This window comes from Shewanella salipaludis (assembly GCF_012911865.1).
GTDB classification, from domain to species: domain Bacteria; phylum Pseudomonadota; class Gammaproteobacteria; order Enterobacterales; family Shewanellaceae; genus Shewanella; species Shewanella salipaludis.
Map to the genome: position 1 here is coordinate 494191 of NZ_JAAXYH010000002.1, position 19283 is coordinate 513473.

At 56.3% G+C, this 19283-nt stretch carries 16 protein-coding genes; 8 read left to right on the top strand and 8 right to left on the bottom strand.

Annotation, left to right across the window (positions count from 1 at the left end; genetic code table 11):
• Positions 1 to 42: 42 nt before the first annotated feature.
• From HC757_RS05240 to HC757_RS05250, 3 genes are all read right to left on the bottom strand, one after another.
• Positions 43 to 507, bottom strand: a complete 465-nt coding sequence (locus HC757_RS05240; protein ID WP_169563240.1) for a flavodoxin — start codon at positions 505 to 507, stop codon at positions 43 to 45.
• 252 nt (positions 508 to 759) lie between these two features.
• Positions 760 to 1572, bottom strand: coding sequence for a tRNA pseudouridine(65) synthase TruC (gene truC / locus HC757_RS05245; RefSeq protein WP_169563241.1), 813 nt, complete (start codon positions 1570 to 1572; stop codon positions 760 to 762).
• Positions 1559 to 1879, bottom strand: coding sequence for a YqcC family protein (locus tag HC757_RS05250; RefSeq protein WP_169563242.1), 321 nt, complete (start codon positions 1877 to 1879; stop codon positions 1559 to 1561). Before HC757_RS05250 ends, truC begins: the two co-directional genes overlap by 14 nt.
• Before the next feature lie 190 nt (positions 1880 to 2069).
• On the opposite strand from HC757_RS05250, the gene HC757_RS05255 reads away from it, so the two are divergent.
• Together HC757_RS05255 and HC757_RS05260 are read left to right on the top strand one after the other, a co-directional pair.
• The gene (locus tag HC757_RS05255) at positions 2070 to 3083 is read left to right on the top strand and encodes a DUF3549 family protein (RefSeq protein WP_169563243.1); all 1014 of its coding nucleotides are present in this window, start codon (positions 2070 to 2072) and stop codon (positions 3081 to 3083) included.
• Complete coding sequence (locus HC757_RS05260) at positions 3080 to 3469, top strand: DUF3301 domain-containing protein (RefSeq protein WP_169563244.1); 390 nt, start codon at positions 3080 to 3082, stop codon at positions 3467 to 3469. The genes HC757_RS05255 and HC757_RS05260 overlap by 4 nt, the downstream gene beginning before the upstream one ends.
• 1328 nt (positions 3470 to 4797) lie before the next feature.
• Here HC757_RS05260 and HC757_RS05265 read toward each other — a convergent pair.
• Together HC757_RS05265 and HC757_RS05270 are read right to left on the bottom strand one after the other, a co-directional pair.
• Complete coding sequence (locus tag HC757_RS05265) at positions 4798 to 5103, bottom strand: Mpo1-like protein (protein WP_244623141.1); 306 nt, start codon at positions 5101 to 5103, stop codon at positions 4798 to 4800.
• A complete protein-coding gene (locus tag HC757_RS05270) occupies positions 5096 to 5734 on the bottom strand; it encodes a GNAT family N-acetyltransferase (RefSeq protein WP_169563246.1) in 639 nt (212 codons plus the stop codon). Before HC757_RS05270 ends, HC757_RS05265 begins: the two co-directional genes overlap by 8 nt.
• 151 nt (positions 5735 to 5885) lie before the next feature.
• Here HC757_RS05270 and HC757_RS05275 point away from each other — a divergent pair, with 151 nt between their 5' ends.
• Positions 5886 to 6116, top strand: a complete 231-nt coding sequence (locus HC757_RS05275) for a DUF2789 domain-containing protein (protein WP_169563247.1) — start codon at positions 5886 to 5888, stop codon at positions 6114 to 6116.
• Positions 6117 to 6136: 20 nt separating this feature from the next.
• Here HC757_RS05275 and HC757_RS05280 read toward each other — a convergent pair whose 3' ends face one another.
• Complete coding sequence (locus tag HC757_RS05280; RefSeq protein WP_169563248.1) at positions 6137 to 6508, bottom strand: DUF3192 domain-containing protein; 372 nt, start codon at positions 6506 to 6508, stop codon at positions 6137 to 6139.
• Between the two features lie 163 nt (positions 6509 to 6671).
• Between HC757_RS05280 and HC757_RS05285 the strand changes: the two genes are divergently transcribed.
• Both HC757_RS05285 and HC757_RS05290 read left to right on the top strand, forming a co-directional pair.
• Positions 6672 to 7001, top strand: a complete 330-nt coding sequence (locus HC757_RS05285; protein WP_169563249.1) for a hypothetical protein — start codon at positions 6672 to 6674, stop codon at positions 6999 to 7001.
• A complete protein-coding gene (locus HC757_RS05290; protein ID WP_169563250.1) occupies positions 7001 to 7774 on the top strand; it encodes a Zn-ribbon-containing protein in 774 nt (257 codons plus the stop codon). Before HC757_RS05285 ends, HC757_RS05290 begins: the two co-directional genes overlap by 1 nt.
• Before the next feature lie 72 nt (positions 7775 to 7846).
• On the opposite strand, the gene syd is transcribed toward HC757_RS05290, so the two are convergent.
• Complete coding sequence (gene syd, locus HC757_RS05295; protein WP_169563251.1) at positions 7847 to 8500, bottom strand: SecY-interacting protein; 654 nt, start codon at positions 8498 to 8500, stop codon at positions 7847 to 7849.
• Positions 8501 to 8559: 59 nt separating this feature from the next.
• Between syd and queF the strand changes: the two genes are divergently transcribed.
• Positions 8560 to 9417, top strand: coding sequence for an NADPH-dependent 7-cyano-7-deazaguanine reductase QueF (queF, locus tag HC757_RS05300; protein ID WP_169563252.1), 858 nt, complete (start codon positions 8560 to 8562; stop codon positions 9415 to 9417).
• A 68-nt stretch (positions 9418 to 9485) separates the two neighbouring features.
• On the opposite strand, the gene HC757_RS05305 is transcribed toward queF, so the two are convergent.
• Positions 9486 to 10298 (bottom strand): 4'-phosphopantetheinyl transferase family protein, encoded by an 813-nt coding sequence (locus HC757_RS05305; RefSeq protein ID WP_211164272.1) that lies wholly within the window; start codon positions 10296 to 10298, stop codon positions 9486 to 9488.
• A 348-nt stretch (positions 10299 to 10646) separates the two neighbouring features.
• Here HC757_RS05305 and HC757_RS05310 point away from each other — a divergent pair, with 348 nt between their 5' ends.
• Both HC757_RS05310 and HC757_RS05315 read left to right on the top strand, forming a co-directional pair.
• Positions 10647 to 11504 carry a helix-turn-helix domain-containing protein gene (locus tag HC757_RS05310; RefSeq protein WP_169563253.1) on the top strand — a complete coding sequence of 286 codons (858 nt, stop codon included), beginning with the start codon at positions 10647 to 10649 and terminating at the stop codon, positions 11502 to 11504.
• Positions 11501 to 19261, top strand: a complete 7761-nt coding sequence (locus tag HC757_RS05315; protein ID WP_169563254.1) for a type I polyketide synthase — start codon at positions 11501 to 11503, stop codon at positions 19259 to 19261. Before HC757_RS05310 ends, HC757_RS05315 begins: the two co-directional genes overlap by 4 nt.
• Positions 19262 to 19283: the final 22 nt, after the last annotated feature.

Consider the following 19283-nt stretch of genomic DNA (forward strand, 5'->3'; position numbering starts at 1 on the left):
CTTGTTCCCTCAGAAGCTGTTCCCCTTCGGGTTTAAACCCTGCTAAGCCGCGAGTTCGGCCTCGACCGACCTATGCCAATGCAACAGCCAGGCTTTAGCCGCCAATTCAGGCTCCATGGTTTCACAGGCATCGATTTCTAGCCGCTCCGACAAACGCGTCGCTCCGAGCTCGGCGAAGAGTGAATCCAACTGTTTACCCGCCCCACAAAAAGTTTCATAACTCGAATCCCCAAGGGCGATCACACTGTACTTGAGTTCGGGCAAATAAGGTGCTGCCGAGCTAAGCCCATGAAACCAAGGCAGGATGTCGTCCGGCAGATCGCCCTGTCCCGTGGTCGAACACACGAGGATCAGATACTCATCCTGAGGTGGCACAAACCCGTCCAGCTCGTCGGGTTGCCACAGCCGTGCCTGATAGCCCAATGACCCGAGTTCCTGCTCCAAGGTTTCGGCCACAAACTGAGCGCTGCCATAGACAGTACCAAACACCAGATTTACACGTTTCATGTTATACTCTCTCCCGAGTTTCTATTACTTCCAACTTAACCATACGCCAGTGGTTGGCAGTGCCACAAGTCAAGGACTCAGAGCTGTGTGCCAGGCCAACAGACGAAGACATCTGAAACAACAACACAAAGCGGTTCATATCCGGCGCAACGGCTATTTCCACGCGTTTCAGCAAGGCAATAATCCCCTGCCTCAAGAGGTCCAGGGCTTTATTCGCTTACAGGCACTGGTACAAGAATCCTGCCGCAAAGATTAAGCCCCCTTGAGCAGGTGCGGGCCTTGGCTCATCGCCTCCGGAGCCTGCTCCCACCCCAATCCGGCAAACACGGTCAACCACTCGGGTTCCAACTCAGTCTCTATGCACAAGGGTATTTGTGTCACAGGGTGAAGAAAGCTTAATTTCTTGGCGATAAGCCACAGGCGATTAACGGCAAAGTGTTCGCGGAAAAATCGATTCTGCTTTCCATCACCATGGGTAGTATCGCCCAATATGGGATGACGCAGATGCGCCATGTGGCGGCGTAACTGATGTTTACGCCCCGTATGTGGGCTCAGTTGCACTAACCCGAAACGACTGGTCGGGTAACGCCCGGAACTGAACGGAATCTCACTGTTCAATAAAGGCTCATAGCTGGTCACGGCCATTTGTGCCTCTTTGTTAGGATCGACATCCTTATCACCCAGTTCATCCAGCTCTTCTCTGAGGGCATAATCCAAGGTGCCGGCTGCATGCATGTTGCCGCGTACCAACGCCAAATATTGCTTCTCAACCGCGTGAGCCGCGAATTGTTCGCACAACAGCCTGGCCACCTCACTGCTCTTGGCAAACAACAAGACACCGGAAGTCGGCCGGTCCAAACGATGCACGGGAAACACATGGCATCCCACCTTATCCCGGGTGAGCTGCATGGCGAAGAACCGCTCTTTGCGTGCCAGATAACTGCGATGTACCAAGAGGCCTGCCGGTTTATGGATGGCGACCAGGTATTCATCTTCGAATAATATTTCAATTTCCGGTGCAACTTCCGGCGGCTCGCACGCCAATATGGGGTCAACTGGGTTCATTTAACAGCACATCCAAATCGTTGAGAATGCCAATCAGGGCCTTATGGCTGGCCAATCCGGCCCAGACATGTTTGCCCATGGGCGCGATCGCTATTTTAGTGGGCAGTGGCTGCTCCATCTCAATCAGCCGATGCATCCGCGGCAAAAAAATAAATTGCAACCAATGCTCCATTGGCATGAGATCGCAACAGAAAGGTGCAGTGCTGGCCATTGCGGCCGCGGATGGCCTAACCTCGGACCAGAATTCAAGAGCCTTGAGCTCAGCTTCAATATCCCCAAGCAGAGCCAGGGTTTGAGCATAATGCATTAACTATCCAACCTATCTCATCCACACGCCCAATGACTGACAGTATGCCGCCATGGGACACTCGGCCCGACACTGTACGGGCCCACCTAGTTATTGACCGGCAATAATACCATCTGTGTTCAGTTATCCCTATAATGCCGGTATTCCACGGACAAGTTTCCAGCTCAATTCTCAGCAAGACGGCCAGTAAATGACAGAAGTAATCACCCTCAGCCAATTTTTAACCACGGCAAACACTCAATTTCAGGTCTATGATATGGGCCGCAGAGTCCAACCCATCGATTTAGTTGCCTTTCATCAGATAGAGTCACTCGCGACCCCCTATCCTTATCCTATCCAGGGCCATGCGCAACTGGCATTGGTTTTCTGGCGGCAGACTCAGACCCCTTATATCTGGTTCCTGAAGTTACCTTTGGATGAGCAGGGACTGTTGGCCCCGGCACCACGCAGCCAATTCATACGTATGGTTCTGGAAGCATTGGGGCAAGATCTCACCCAACAGCTCAGCCAGGAGCAACAAGAACGTCTGGCGGCCAACCCCTTCAACTTCACCCCAAGCCAGGAGAAACTGGCACTGTTTAATGCCTTGGTACGCAAACAGCTGGGCCAGCAAGCCTCGCCACAATATGAATTTGCCGTTCAGTATTTATCCGGACAGGTACCGGCCAGTGACTGGCAACACCTGGGGCTACAGGGGCTCGCCGATGTCTGCGTTCGACGAGATGAACCCGACCACTCGGGTCACATAATGACCGGCTTGAAGCTGGCCGCGCCGGAAGTGCAGATTGCCCTATGTCAGTGCCTGGAACATCTCGAGTTGGATGCGTCACTGGCACAAAAGATAGCAGCAGGCTTCGAACTGGCTCCGCCCCAAAATAAACTCTATTACCTCAGGGCACTGGCATCCAGGCCAGAGCTGGCCAGAGTCGCCATCACGAGTCTGGTAGAGCAAGCCAGGCTCGATGCCGATGCCCTGATCGCCATCGCCGCCCGCAATTGGACAGCGCTGGAGGATAATGCTTGCCGCTTAAATTACCTGGAAGCGCTGGCATTGCAGCCTCAAGGCTTTTTTAATCAGATATTTGCTGATATTGTGGCCATTCCGGGATTACGTACGCAGCTGTTGACCGATATTCGCAACCCAGAGCGTAGTAGCCAACTTTCAAACGCCATAGGTGGCTTATTTAAGGCAACGACTGCATGATGACAGACCTGTTATTGATCTTGGCCCTGGTGGTGCTGGCGGCGTTTTTCTGGCAACTTCGTCAGATGGCGGAGCTCAGCCGTCTGTTTGTTGAGAAAGAGTGCGTCAAACAAAACGTCCAGTTGCTGGCCATCGCCATGGAATCGGCCCGGCCGAGTGTCGGTGGCAGTACAGGGTTATGCTGGAAAGCCAAGTACCTTTTTGAATTCAGCACGGATGGAATGAATCAATTTCAAGCCCATCTGTGGATGCAAGGGAGAAAAATCCAAAGAATTGAGTGGCCCATTTTCCCCGAGCCCGAGTGGCTGGATGCGCCCCAGGCCAGAGGCTCTATCGGCGGCAGCTGTGGCTCTCGTCGTAACTGCAACTCGGGAAAGTGTCATTAAGCTTCATCTCGACTCCAGCTAAAAAGAAAGGGCGCGACAGTTAACTGCCGCGCCCTTCTGGTTCTCTGTTAAGCTTTCCCGCTATTACAATGCTCCCTGCACCATCCCTGCGTCTCGATTGCGTCCTGCATCATCCTTGTCGTTCCCTGATAGCTCCCTGTACTTAAAGTACACTTCCTTGTTGCCCGACAATCCTTTGTACGAGCCTGCTTATCCATAAGCATGTCCTGAGTCCATCCATGAAAATCCCTTTAACTACATCCTGTATCCCGCCATCCAAGGCAGTAGCAGTTCATCCTGAAAGCTGACCGTCCTGGTCGATAGACAATGCCCATCCTGTGGCTTTGTCGCTCTCGAGAGACCTTCCGGTCTGCATTTCATCATCCTGATGACAATACAAACGGGTTTCAATCTCCCTAAGAACTGTCTATATCTTAGTTAGAAATCTGCCAACCTGGTGGTGCAAAGATAACCACCCGAACTCCAACCTAAATCCCAAGCATCGGCAAGCATTCTCAATACAATGAAAAATAACAGATTATTCATCTATGACGGAGAGTTCGCCCGCAATTGAGACAGATTGTCTTACGCTCTTGTAAGCCATCTCGCACATACACTCAGGCTGTTCACCATTTCACGTCGGCCGCAAGCACCCCATCCACACCAACATGAGACAAAATAAAAGGGCGCAACCTTGTAGGTGCGCCCAATTTATCTCCAGTAAGCCATCCTGCTATCACAGTGCTCCCTGCACCATCCCTGCGTCAGACTGCTTGCCTCTATCCCTGATATCCCTATTAGTTCCCTGTACTCAGTACTCAATCCTTTGACCGGCATCTCCATTTCGCCGAGCCGACCTATCCATAGGCCTCATCCTGTGCATCCTGCGAACCTTAATCCTCAAGGTTCATGTATAAGCTGTTCACCATTAAGCCTATACCGCTCCGGCCTTTCCTATTGCCGGGCGAGAGCCAACTCCGTGGCATATTCTGATATCGTTTCGAAACACATCCAGGTGTTTCGTGAGTCTACCCTGACTCGATGACAGAATTCCTGCAGTCACCCACACGACCCATTCCTCAGGTCGATTGTTTTCGTCATACGGCAAAAACAGGCGACATGAGAAGTTTAGCTTAGGCAGCAACATTCACAGGTCAAAATTAGAACACTCACTCCGGTGCCCATAGGCCAAGATCGAGACGTTGGGCGTAAACGTTTGTTTATAAATGACTATAATATTAACTACAGGGGAAACACCCAAGAGAAGGACATTATGTCTCACAGCTTTGTGAGACATGTCGCACACGGCAAGCAGACAGCAGCGAATGCTAGTTCTTCGCCCCCAATGGCTTACCCGTCAGCATCTGCCATAACATGAGCCAGTCGGCCACGAAACTGTAGAAGGGGTGTTTGAAAGTCGCCGGTCGATTTTTTTCAAATAGCAGATGCCCTATCCAGGCAAAGCCATAACCTGCCAGAGGCAGATAGACTAGTTGCCACCAAGCCTGAAACCATAAGCTGTACAACAAGATCAACACCACCAAGACACTGCCAAGATAATGCAGGCCTCGGCAGAGAGGATGTTGGTGCTGTGATAAATACCAGGCATAGAAGGCCCGAAAATCGCTAGCCATCTTCATGTCCACGATAGAAAAGCAGCTCGCCCTCTACCTTGCCAATCGTCAGGGAGGTTAAGCGTGTGAAACCATTCTTGCTGAACAACGCTAACTGCTTCGCATTGTTGACGAATACCCCTACCCCATCCAACGCGAGTTGTTCATCACACCAACTCAGGACGGCCTGAACCAGGTGACTGCCATGGCCTTTCCCCTGTTCATTGGGTGCCAAGGCGATAAATTGCAAGATACCGCAATCCTTGCTGGGCAAGTGCTCGAGAATACTGGACTCTTTCTTCATCAAAGCCTGGGTCGATTGCCACCCAGTCCCCATTAACATTTTTAACCGCCAATGCCAGTATCTAGCATCCCCCAAGGGCACTTGCTGAGTGATGATGCATGCCACACCGATCAAACGCTCACCATCGAACCAACCTATAAGCGCTTGTTCCTGCTTCCAAAGTTCATTCAGTTCTTCCCTGATGGCTGCACGCAGTTTCTGCTCATAGGCAACCCTGTCACCTTTGAATAAGGCATCCATGAATAACGGATCATCATGATAGGCAGTGTAAATAATGGATGCGGCTATGCGTAAGTCTTCCGCCGTCAGGTAAACGGCACGGCAACTTTCCAAGGTTTGTTGTTCCATAGGCATTATTCCTTGATCCGGATCACAGATTAGCGAAGCAATTACCAATGTATCAAGCTTAAGTGAAAGTGCAAAGATTAATCAGATATTGCATTTTGGCCTGAGTGTCTTACTCTGGATCTATCGCTCTGAGCAACGAAGGAACTCTGTTATGGATACCACACCAGTAGATATATCGCATTTATTTGAACAACTTGGACTAGACAGCAAGCGTGAAGCCATAGAGCAGTTTATTGCCGGGCACTCACTCTCGGATAACGAACTTCTGGCTCAAGCGAGTTTTTGGACCCCATCCCAAAGAGCATTCCTGAATGAGGCGTTAGAGGAAGATGCCGAGTGGTCTGACGCGATCGACCACTTGGACACCTTATTAAGGAAATAGACGCTGTGCCGAGGCCGCATCTAGAGCTTAGCGTAAGCGGCCTCTCCCCAGCCAACCAAGCTATGGTTGCTCAGGATGATGGGGGTACATTCATCCTTGGTGGTCCTGCCATCGCCGTGGTTTCTCTGGGTTCGGTAAAAGAGTACCTGCATCTCTTTGCCATCTTGCAGATAGGCCTCGCTGAAATCTGCCGTACCCATCAGCGCCAACACCTGCTCTCTATCCATACCTAAGTTCAACCGGGTGAGCTTTTCCCTGTTATCGTCCTGCACTTTTGCCCAATGGCTGCCGTCGAGTCTGTCACTGGCTTCATCACCGACATTGACCACACAACCGCTAAGACCTAAGCTTGCTGCCCCAACAAACGCAATGGCAATCCATTTTGATTTCATGTTAATTTCTCCTAAGACACTCTATGTGTTTGACTTCATTTGCAGCCAACAGAAGCAAAATACCGGCCAACAAGACTAACTGATTGTTATTTAAAGAAATAGATTGATTTCACTGGCTTCAATATTCGTCCCTAGCCACCCAACTTAAGGAATTTAACCAAACATGAGCCAGATAGACCAAGTATTGGCAGCGGCAAAGGCACTGGCCGACAGAGGTAAGCTTCCCTCGGTCGCGCTATTGAAGTCGCAACTGAGCAATAACATTCCCCTGCCAATATTAATCAAAGGCTTGCAGCAATTTAAGGCCATGCCCAAGGCTGAGCAAGCTAGGCTGGTAGGACAGGTTGAGGTTGAGGCTGAAGTTGTGATTGCCGACCCATCGCCGGAGCAAGCAGTCGCGCGGCTCACTCAGGAGCTTAAACAGCTGAAAGCCGCATATCAGCAGCTGGATGAACGCCTGACACGACTCGAATCCCAGGAGAAAACAGCCTGATGTTTGTGACCGAATTGAGATTTGAGTGTTTTGCCGATACCACCATCAGCGCCGCCGAGAAGGCCATCAACAACCTGCTGGAAGCATTGCGCGCTAACGGTCAGGTGCTGGGACGTGAATTTGCAGTGGCATTCAACGATGGCGAGTTCCGGGTGCGCCTGCTCACACCGGAGAAGACCAGCCTCGCCAATCGCCATAACAGCCCATGGGTGAAACGTGCCCTAGGCGCCTTGACAGAGGCCAAACTGTTGGCTCCAAGGGAGAAGTTCATAGGCCAGGATATTAATTCCGAAGCCAGCAACCTGGACACTCCGAGCTGGCAGCTGCTGTATACCAGCTATGTACACATGTGCTCACCGCTGCGCAGTGGCGATAACTTGTTACCTATTCCCTTATATAGGATCCCCGCGACCTTCAACGGCGATCACAAGCGGGTGATCCGCTGGCAGAGTGAATGGCAGGCCTGTGATGAGTTGCAGATGGCGGCGGCGACCAAAGCCGAATTTGCCGCACTGGATGAACTATGCAGCAGCGACAGCGACTTGTTTCGCCGCGGCTGGGATATACGGGGGCGTATCGAATACCTGACCCAGATCCCGACTTATTATTATCTGTATCGGGTGGGAGGAGAAAGCCTGGCCGCGGAACTCCATCGTCCCTGCCCACGTTGTGGCAGCCCAGACTGGAAACTGGACGAGCCCTTGTTGGACATGTTCCATTTCCGCTGTGAGCCATGTCGTATTGTTTCCAACCTTTCCTGGGATCATCAATAGTCATAGCTGACGAGAAAACATAGAGATGAATAGCGACAGCTCTGACTAAGAATCAGGCTATGCAGCAACCCCTTAGCCACGCTTGCCGAACAGATGCTGCCACATGGCTTGCAACCGCTGGCCTATACCAGGATGCGCCAAGGCCGGCATCTCCGGCTCCTGATGCAGGCTCGGCGGCGCCACCCTGGCAGACAATTGCCCGATAAAGGCCTCCAAGCTTGGCGCCAAGCGCTCGGAGGGCGCCTCACCCGGGATCTCCAGCCATACGCTGCCATCGGCATTGTCCACCGTCAGCATCTTATCTCCCTCATTCAGCACGCCGACGAACCAGGTCGGCGCCTGCTTGAGTTTCTGCTTCATCATGAGGTGGCCTATGATATTTTGCTGCAAGTAGTCAAAGTCCTTGTCATTCCACGGCTGCAACAACTCGCCTTCGCCCCAGGGAGAGTCGAACAACAGTGACGCAGCGAAGAAATGACCATAAAAATCATTGATATCCGGCCACAATGTCAGCCCAAGAGCGCCGGCTACATTATCAAAGCGCCCCGGCACTTCACGCCTGACGGGAGTCCAGAATACGGCGACATTGGCTTCGGGCTCGAAATCCCCCCGAATACAGACAGACGCCTCCCCCAGAGGATAGTAACGTGGGTATTCGTCCAGTCGCTCACGATACGCCTGAAGGTAGTTTTGCAAAAAATCATCTAACGCTGGCAGACAAGACACTGAAGCGACATCCAAATTGAAGTATAATGAGGGTCTATTTTGACATGGAAACCGTATTGATGACAAAGAATCACGATCCCTATAGTGATGCGTCAGAGCTGGCTGGACTGACCCTAGGTAAGACTAGCGAGTATAAGGCCGAGTATGATGCTGCGCTGTTGCAAGGGGTTCCCCGCAAACTCAACCGTGATGCGATAGCACTCACAGCCGAGCTGCCCTTTCATGGCGTCGACTTCTGGACGGGTTATGAATTATCCTGGCTCAATGCCAAGGGGAAACCTATGGTCGCCATAGCCGAGATACAACTCAGTTATGCCAGTCAGAATCTCATCGAATCCAAGTCTTTCAAGCTCTATCTCAACAGCTTTAACCAGACACGCTTCGACAGTGTGGAGCGGGTGCAGCAGACGCTGATCCGCGATCTGAGCCAGTGTGCCCAAGGGGAGGTTGGGGTCAAAATCATCGAACCCAGACATTTCAACAACCAGCGGATCGCTGAGCTGCCAGGCACCTGCATCGACGAGCTGGACATAGAAATCGATGACTATAGCTTTAATCCTGACTACCTGGCGGACAGTACGGATGAGAAGCAAATCGTCGCCGAAACTCTGAATTCCAACCTGTTGAAATCCAATTGCCTCATCACCTCACAGCCCGACTGGGGCAGTGTGATGATACGTTATCAGGGGCCCAAGATAGACAGGGAAAAACTGCTGCGCTACCTCATTTCTTTCCGTCAGCATAATGAGTTTCACGAGCAGTGTGTCGAGCGTATCTTCGTCGACTTGAAGCGATACTGCCATTGCAGCAAGTTGACCGTCTATGCCCGCTATACCCGTCGTGGTGGCCTGGACATCAACCCCTATCGCACCGACTTCGAGCACCCGCCCGAGAGTCATAGGCTGGCACGCCAATAGTTGGCAGGAATACACATGAAAGAGTCCGCGGCAACGCGGACTCTATTTATGCTATCCGTGATAAGAGCCTAACCAGGCTGCTGCGCGAGAGTGGCAAACAACTCGGCTCCCCACTGCCTGGCGCTAAGTTTGACCTCGGACGCCATCCCCCCCAAGCTCACTGCGAAGCGATAATCGGCATTCAGGCGCCCAAGGCTGCACTGCCATAGGCCTGAGTCGAATTCCGCCTCCTGCGCCTCCAGCCCTATGCGACTCAAGAGCGGCAAGCCGGTATCGGACTGCCCAGGAATGTCCGTATTTAAGGTCAATTTCCCCAGCCCAGGGCGCGACAAATCCATGCTGAAGCTGTCCAAGGCCAAGGCCAGCCCCATTCCCTTGGCCTTGATATAGGACTCCTTCAAGGCCCAGAGATCGAAGAAACGCCCCCTTTGTTCATCGGCCGGCAAGGCCAGCAGCGCCGTCGATTCCACAGCCGAAAAATAGTGCCTCAGTATAGGGTGAATATCGGTGCGGACTCGTTCATGTTCGATATCGACCCCCAACTGCACTCGCATGCCATGTGTCTGCAGCACACCGACCATGAGCCATTCGCCACTATGACTCAGGTTAAACTCGAGCCCGGTTGCTTGCCGCTGGACCGAACTGAGCCCAGGCTTACCATACTTACCGTAGTCGAAATGCCATTGATGGGGCGCCAACGCCCCATATTGCGACAACAGCAAACGCAAACATGCCCGGCTCAACAAGGCCTTGTCCTGCAGTGCCTGGGAGGCAAAACGGCCCACCTTGCCGAGCTCATCGTCGGACAGGAGCGCCATCAGCCCGGCGCGCTCCGCCCCGGCTAACGGCCTCAAGGGAATGAAATCTAAGTGAATTAACATTGGATCATGCACAGGCAGAACCTATAGGTAAAAGGTAACTCGCTGAAATGATCTCATAACACAGGCTCTTTCAATAGATAAAAAATTCTATCGCCCTCTTGCAGCAAAACCCTCAGTCCTAGTCGCAGTCGAGCAGATAAATCCGGCGCCAAAGTCCCAGGTGATTGTATCGTCCCACAAGGTCGGGTAAGCTGCCTGTCCATAACTAATAATATCGGCCATTCGCCAGTAAATAGGCTTGAATGCGTCGAGGCTGCAGACCAATCACTCAGTCCCAACAGATTGAGCCCCAACAGATTGAGTCCCAGTAGATTGTTGCCGTGCCGACAAGGAACCTCAACCATAGCTATGCCCACTTATCCCCAGGCCGGTGGCTCCCCGGCGCCGACCCATAAGAACGCCACCACCACGCCCGAGATGCGCAGCTTCATTCAAACATCCGACTTGAGTGTCAGCCAGCTGGCCAAGGTGCTCAACATCAGCGAGGCGACGGTACGCAAGTGGCGCAAGCGCGACTCTGTGGTGAACTGCCCCAATACCCCGCACCATCTCAATACCACCCTGACGCAGCTGGAAGAGTATGTGGTGGTGGGCCTGAGGCAGCAGTTGCAGATGACACTGGATCAGCTGCTGCAGGTCACCCAGACCTTCATCAATCCCCATGTGTCCCGTTCCGGCCTCGCCCGTTGCCTGAAACGCCATGGCATGTCGAAACTCAATGAGCTGGCCGAAGCCGAGCCGCCGGAGAAACATTTCAACCTGCTGCCCGTGGTCCAGGACAGTGAGATGGCCACCTATACCCTCAACAGCGAGACCCTGGCCAAGACGCTGGCGCTGCCGACCCAGGACGCCAGTACTGTGGTGCAGGTCGAATCCCTGGCCATACCGCCGCAAGTGGATGCCACGGACGCAAGTTCTGTGCTGATAGGTTTCGACCCCATCAGCCAGTGGGTCTATGTGGACATCTACCAGGATGACAACACCCAGGCCTCCAACAGATACATGGCCTATGTGCTCAAGCATGGCCCCTTTCATCTGCGCAAGTTACTGGTGCGCAATTATCACACTTTTCTGGCGCGTTTTCCCGGTGCCCGTCCCCAGGACTCTCGCACACAAGAGAAGCCTTCCCGGGACAGCAGGACTGCAGACGCCCCCAACAGCCAAGAGGTCGGCCCATCGCGCCAGGCCCACGGAGACTCACTATGAGCCAAGCCCCGACAGATAAAGCAGCCAAAACTGACAAGCGCCTCAACAAGCGCCTCAAGGATATGCCCATTGCCATCGTCGGCATGGCCAGCATCTTCGCCAACGCCCGTTACCTGGAGCAGTTCTGGGATCTCATCTGCGACAAGATAGATGCCATCACAGAAGTGCCCGACAGCCACTGGCAGGTGAGCGATTACTTCGATGCCGACAAGCGCACCCCGGACAAGAGCTACTGCAAGCGCGGCGGCTTCATGCCCGAGGTCGACTTCAACCCCATGGAGTTTGGCCTGCCGCCCAACATACTCGAACTGACAGACACCTCGCAGCTGCTGTCCCTGGTGGTCGCCAAGGAAGTGCTGGCCGATGCCAATCTGCCGGAGGATTACGACAGGGACCGCATAGGCATCACCCTCGGTGTCGGCGGCGGCCAGAAGATAGGCCACAGCCTCAATGCCCGGCTGCAATATCCTGTGCTGAAGAAGGTCTTCAAGAGCAGTGGCATCTCGGATGCAGACAGCGAGATGCTGTGCCAGAAATTCCAGGATCAATACATACATTGGGAGGAGAATTCCTTCCCGGGATCCCTCGGCAACGTCATCGCCGGACGCATAGCCAACCGCTTCGATCTCGGCGGCATGAACTGCGTGGTCGACGCCGCCTGCGCGGGATCGCTCGCCGCCATGCGCATGGCGCTGACCGAACTCACAGAGGGGCGCAGCGACATGATGATCACCGGCGGGGTCTGCACGGACAACTCGCCCTACATGTACATGAGCTTCTCCAAGACCCCGGCCTTCACCACCAATGAGACCATTCAACCCTTCGATATCGGCTCCAAGGGCATGATGATAGGCGAAGGCATAGGCATGGTAGCGCTCAAGCGCTTGGAGGATGCCGAGCGCGATGGGGATCGCATCTATGCGGTCATCAAAGGTGTCGGCGCCTCGTCGGACGGCAAGTTCAAGAGCATCTACGCGCCGCGGCCCGAAGGCCAGGCCAAGGCGCTGGAGCGCGCCTACGACGACGCCGGCTTTGCGCCCCACACATTGGGATTGATTGAGGCCCATGGCACGGGCACGGCAGCTGGCGATGTGGCCGAATTCAACGGCCTGAAATCCGTCTTCGCCAAAGACAACGCCGGCAAACAACATATCGCCCTGGGCTCGGTCAAATCCCAGGTGGGCCACACCAAGTCCACCGCCGGTACCGCCGGGGTGATCAAGGCGGCGCTGGCACTGCATCACAAGGTGCTGCCGCCCACCATCAACGTGACCAGGCCCAATCCCAAGCTGGAGATAGAAGACTCGCCCTTCTTCCTCAACACCCAGACCCGCCCCTGGCTGCCACGTGTCGATGGCACGCCGCGCCGCGCCGGGATCAGCTCCTTCGGTTTCGGCGGCACCAACTTCCACCTGGTGCTGGAAGAATATGCCCCAGAGCATCAAGCGGGCGACAGATACCGCCGGCGCCGGGTGCCCCAGAGCCTGCTGTTTGCCGCCGCAGACCAGACGGCGCTGCTCGGTGAGCTGAAGGCGGCTCTGGCACTGACACAAGCACCAACACAGTCACAGTCACAGTCACAAACACAAGCACAGGCCGCAGAGCAGCTGAGCCGCTTAGCCGGCCAATACCCGCTGCGACCGTTGCCGCCGGAGCATGCCCGTCTTGGCCTGGTGGCGGTCGATATGGCGCAGCTGCAGGCACAATTGGAGCAAGCCATACGGCAGCTTGGCGATAATAACGACGCCAGCTGGCAGCTGCCGTCCGGCATGAGTTTCCGCGCCTCGGCATTGCTGGGCGGGCAAGCACCCCACAAGGTCGCGGCGCTATTCGCAGGCCAGGGCGCCCAATACCTCAACATGGGGATTGAACTCGCCTGCCACTTCCCCGAGATGCGCCGCCAAATCATCGCCAGCGACGCCGTCTTTGCCGCTAGGGGCGAGGCGCAGCTGTCGAGCGTGCTCTATCCCATACCCGTCTTCGATACCGATGCCATCAAGGCCCAGGAAGCCGGGCTGACCCACACCCAAAATGCCCAGAGCGCCATAGGCGCCCTCTCCATGGGCCAATATGCCCTGCTGACGGCGGCGGGATTTGCCCCGGACATGGTGGCGGGTCACAGCTTCGGTGAATTGTCGGCCCTGTGCGCCGCCGGCGTGATCTCCCATGAAGATTATTACCGCCTCGCCTTCGCCCGGGGCCATGCCATGGCGCCGGATGCTGAAGCTGGAGGCTCGAGCGATCCCGGCACTATGTATGCGGTGATCACCAAACAAGCCGGTGACCTTGCCGCAGTGAATGCCTGCCTCAAAGGCTTAGCTGGCGTCAAGATAGCCAACTATAACGCCCCCACTCAGTTGGTGATCGCCGGCCCCACGGAGCAGACCCAGGCCGCCGCCAAGGCCCTGGGCGAGCTGGGTTTCAAGGCCATTGCCCTGCCCGTCTCCGGCGCCTTCCATACGCCGTTGGTGGCCCATGCCCAGCAGCCTTTTGCCAAGGCCATAGACGAGGTCGAGTTCAAGGCGCCGACTGTCGCCCTCTATGCCAACGCCACCGGGGCCCTGTACCCGAGCGAGCCAGAGACCATCAAGGCAGAATTCAAGCAGCACATGCTGCAATCGGTGCGTTTCAGCGAGCAGCTGCGCGCCATGTATGACGCCGGCGCCCGGGTGTTTGTGGAGTTCGGCCCGAAAAATATTCTGCAGAAACTGGTAGAGAACACCCTTGGCGAGCACTTGTCCGAGCTGTGCATCGTCAGCATGAACCCCAACCCCAGGGGCGACAGCGATCAACAGCTGCGTCAGGCCGCGGTGCAACTGGCGGTAGCAGGTGTCGGCCTGAGCGAGTTGGACCCTTATCAGGCGGAAGCACGCAGACCCGATGCGCCGTCGGCCATGAACATCAGGCTCAGCGCCAGCAACCACATCAGCGCCGCCACCCGGGCCAAGATGGCCGAGTCGCTGGCGACGGGGGAAATCACGGCGCGAGTAGAGCAGGTTGACAGGATAGTGGAAAAAGTCGTGGAAAAAATCGTCGAGAAAGAAGTGCTCGTGGACAGAATGACAGATAAGGCAGTGGAAATGGAAAAATCAGCGAGCAAGATGACAGATGCCATGGAGAGCAACACAGGGGCTCAAATGGCCGCAACGACGACAGCCAAGCCACAAGAGATCGGCGCAGAGGCGCTCAATGCCTTCTTCGCGGCCCAGGCCCAGGCGGCCGAGCTGCATCAGCAGTTCCTCGCCATACCGCAGCAGTACGGTGAGACCTTCAGCGCCCTGATGACAGAGCAGGCCAAGATGGCCAGCCAGGGAATCGCCATTCCCGAGAGCCTGCAACGCTCCATGGAGCTGTTCCACCAGCATCAGGCTCAGACGCTGCAAAGCCATGCCCAGTTTATGCAACTGCAGGCCGGCAGCAGTCAGGCGGCCCTCGCCATGCTGGGCGCCGCGCCTGTGCCGGCAGCGACCGTAGCAACAGCGGCTGTACAGACAGAAAGCATGCCGTCTGCTGCCATGCCAGCGGCGCCCGCTCGAGTTGCCTCCATGCAAGCCGTGCCGGCAACGCCTGTGCAAGCCGAACCTATACAAAGGGCCCCTGTGCCTGTCCCCACAACAGCAGCGGCCTCTGCCTCTGCCTCTGCCTCAGCCTCAGCCTCAGCGAAAGTATCGGCACAGGCAGTCTCTCAACAGCAGGTGCAGGAAGCCATGCTAAGCGTTGTCGCAGACAAGACGGGCTACCCTGTGGAGATGCTGGAGCTCTCCATGGACATGGAGGCGGATCTCGGCATAGATTCCATCAAACGGGTGGAGATCCTCGGCACAGTGCAGGACGCCCTGCCCGGCTTGCCCGAGCTGAGCCCGGAAGATCTGGCCGAATGCCGCACCCTGGGGGAAATCGTCGAACTCTTCTCCCTATCCCTGGACCAGAGTAGCCAGAGTAGCCAGAGTAGCCACCAGAGTCAGCTTGTCTCACAGCCTAGCGTTACCACGGCGCAAACAGTAAACACGCCAAACCAGAACGTTCTTGGCCAAGAGCAGGTACAACATACCATGATGTCTGTGGTCGCCGACAAGACGGGTTACCCGGTGGATATGCTGGAACTGACCATGGACATGGAGGCGGATCTGGGCATCGACTCCATCAAGCGGGTGGAAATATTGGGTGCAGTTCAGGATGCGCTGCCACAGCTGCCCGAGCTGAGCCCTGAGGACTTGGCCGAATGTCGCACCCTGGGCGAAATCGTCGCCCTCTTTTCCAAGCAACTGCCGACAGACTCTCTTTCTACTGACGCTCTCATTTCTGACTCGGCGACAGCCACTGCGACAGAGTCGGCAGCACCGGCTGTCTCACCAGAAACGCTATCCGGCAGCCAGGTACAGGACGCCATGCTGAGCGTGGTCGCCGCCAAGACAGGTTATCCTGTGGAGATGCTGGAGCTCTCCATGGACATGGAGGCAGATCTGGGCATCGATTCCATCAAGCGGGTGGAGATATTGGGCGCAGTTCAGGATGAACTGCCAAGCCTGCCCGAGCAGAGCCCTGAGGATCTTTCCGAGTGCCGCACCCTGGGCGAAATCGTCGCCCTCTTCTCCAAGCAACTGCCGCCAGCCGCTCTCACTATAGACTCTCTCACAACAGACACTCTTACTACAGCCAGTGCGACAGTGTTGGCACCAGAGTCTGCTGCACCGGCTGTCTCAACTGAGACTCTATCCAGCAGCCAGGTACAGGACGCCATGCTGAGCGTGGTCGCCGCCAAGACAGGTTATCCTGTGGAAATGCTGGAGCTTTCCATGGACATGGAAGCGGATCTCGGCATCGACTCCATCAAGCGGGTGGAAATATTGGGTGCAGTTCAGGATGCGCTGCCAAGCCTGCCCGAGCAGAGCCCTGAGGATCTTTCCGAGTGCCGCACCCTGGGCGAAATTACCGCCCTCTTCTCCCGTGCCGGGGGACAGAGTCAAGCTGCGGCGTTATCCGGCCAGAAGAGTGCCGCATCCGAGCCTGTCGCCAGCGAACCGGCAGGCGAACCTGAGGTCGAACTGCCGCCCCACAGCGAGGTGACGCTAAAAAAGCTGTCGGCGGCGGCCATCCTAACGCAACAGGGAACACAAGAGACAGCGCAAGAGATAGGGCAAGCGCCTGAGTCCTGGGCTGAGTTTGCCGAAAACGCCTGCATCCTCATCAACGACGATGGCCACAACGCCGGCGTGCTCGCGGAAAAACTCTATGCCAGGGGGCTGAAGGTCGCCGTGGTGCGCGCACCCGGGACGCTGCAAGGGCAGCAGTCGCCGCTCAGCAGCAATATCGCCAGCTTCACCCTGGAAGCTGGCGATGACGCCAGTGTGCTTGCCGTGCTCGCCGAAGCCGGCTCTTTGGGCCCCATAGCCGGCTTCATTCATCTGCAGCCGCAGCATAAGGCCCAAGAACAAAAGCAGCAACAGGGGCTCCAACTCTCGGGCGCGGCCCTGGCCTCGGTCGAGCAAGCCTTCCTGTTTGCCAAGCACCTGCGCTCGCCATTAACACAGATGGCGGACACTGGGGCACGGGCAAGCTTTGTCACCGCCTCCCGTATCGACGGTGGCTTCGGCTACCTGGACAGCGAGGGCGTGCAAAGCAGCGAACTCAATCAGGCGGCATTGTCCGGGCTCACCAAGACGCTGAGCCAGGAATGGCCGGACGTGCATTGCCGCGCCCTCGACCTGGCGCCATCGCTGGATGCCAAACACCTGGCCGATGCCCTGGTGGCCGAACTTTTTGCCACAGAACCTGCCACTGAACCTGGTACAGAGCCTGCCACAGCGTCGGGCCTGGTCGAGGTGGGCGTGAGCCTGGATGCGAGCGGCATGTTCAGCCGGGTGACCCTGGTTGCAGGGACTGCCCAGGAATCACATGCGCCAGCCAGCCTCGATAGTACAGACAAGATTTTGGTGACCGGCGGCGCCAAGGGCGTGACCCTGGAGTGCGCCCTGGCGCTCGCCAAACATTGCCAGGCCCACTTCATCCTGGCGGGCCGCAGCAAACACCAGGCGATACCCGCCTGGGCCGAGGGCAAAATCGCCAACGAGCTCAAGGCCGCCGCCATAGTCCATATCAAGGCCATGGGCGACAAACCCACCCCCAAACAAGTGGATGCCCTGGTGTGGGAGGTGCAGAGCAGCCTGGAGATCTCTGCCGCCCTCGCCGCCTTCGAGACGCTCGGCGCCAGCGCCGAGTACCTGAGCCTGGATGTCAATGACAGGGATGTCATAGACAGCAGCCTGGGCCCAATCACCGCCTTGTCGCCCATCACAGGCATGATACACGGTGCCGGGGTGTTGGCAGATAAACACATACAGAACAAGACATTGGAGGAGTTGGCTCGCGTCTATGGCACCAAGGTCACAGGTTTGCAGCAGTTGCTCGCCGCCCTGGATCTGAGCCGGCTCAAGCTGCTGGCCCTGTTCTCCTCCGCCGCCGGCTTCTACGGCAACAGGGGCCAGAGCGACTATGCCATGGCCAACGAGATACTCAACAAGGCCGCACTGCAGCTCACCCGGCAATTGCCAGGCGCCAAGGTGATGAGTTTCAACTGGGGTCCCTGGGATGGCGGCATGGTGAGCCCGGCGCTGAAACAGATGTTTGTGGATCGCGGCGTGTATGTGATCCCCTTGAAGGCCGGTGCCAGGCTGTTTGCCGATAAGCTGCTCGGCCAGGGCGGCACTCAGCTGCTGATAGGCTCGGACATGCAGGGCACTGCCGCTAAGGTAAGCGGAGCAGAGACAGACAAGACAGAGGAAAGCGAGGCAAAAAAGTCTCGGGCGGATCTGAGCGCTAGCGCGGCGGATCCGCACACTCAATTGTCAGCTGCCGGAGTTAAGCTGACGCGCACTCTGGATCCCAATGCCATGGCCTTCATCGAAGATCATTGCATCAATGGAAATCCAGTGCTGCCGACCGTCTGCGCCATCCAGTGGATGCGTGAGGCGGCGGCCAAGCTTCTTGGCGCGCCGGTGAGGGTACTGGACTATAAGCTGCTCAAGGGCGTGATCTTCGAAGTTCAGGCAGGGCGGACAGAGAAAGAACCGGCGCCGCAGACGCTGGAACTGACGCTGACGCCCACCGGCGACGGCCAAATAAGTGCGCTGATAAGCTGCCAGGACAGGCCGCAATACCAGGCCCGACTGCAGCCACAGACTGTGGCTGAAATACACGCAGATACGCGCACCATGTCGGCAATGCAGGCCGACGGCCTGGTTGTCAGCGGTGACAGCCTGTACCAGGACGGCAGCCTGTTCCATGGTCCCAGGCTGCAGGGCATTGAGTCCATTGTCCAATTTGACGACGCTGGTTTAGTCGCCAAAATCTGCCTGCCAAAGGTTGCCCTGGCCGACTGCGGCGACTTCGCCCCAAGCCTGGTGCCGGGCGGCGCTCAGCCCTTCGCCGAAGACTTGCTGCTGCAGGCCATGTTGGTGTGGGCGCGGCTCAAGTATGGCGCCGCCAGCCTGCCATCGACCATAGGGGAGTTCATATCCCATGCGCCACTGTCATTTGGCGACAGCGGCAGCCTGGTATTGGAGGTAGTGAAACACTCGGGGCGCATGCTGGAGGCCAATATCGCCCTGTATCATGACGACGGCCGCCTGAGCTGTGAGATGCGCGGCGCCAGGGTCACCATCAGCAAGGGTCTCAATGCCGCCTTCCTGAATACGGCTAAGGCAACGCCGGCGCATGAGACAAGCCTGGCGAGCGCGGCGGGAGTCGTGACCCTGTGACGCAAGCAGTAACGCAAACAGT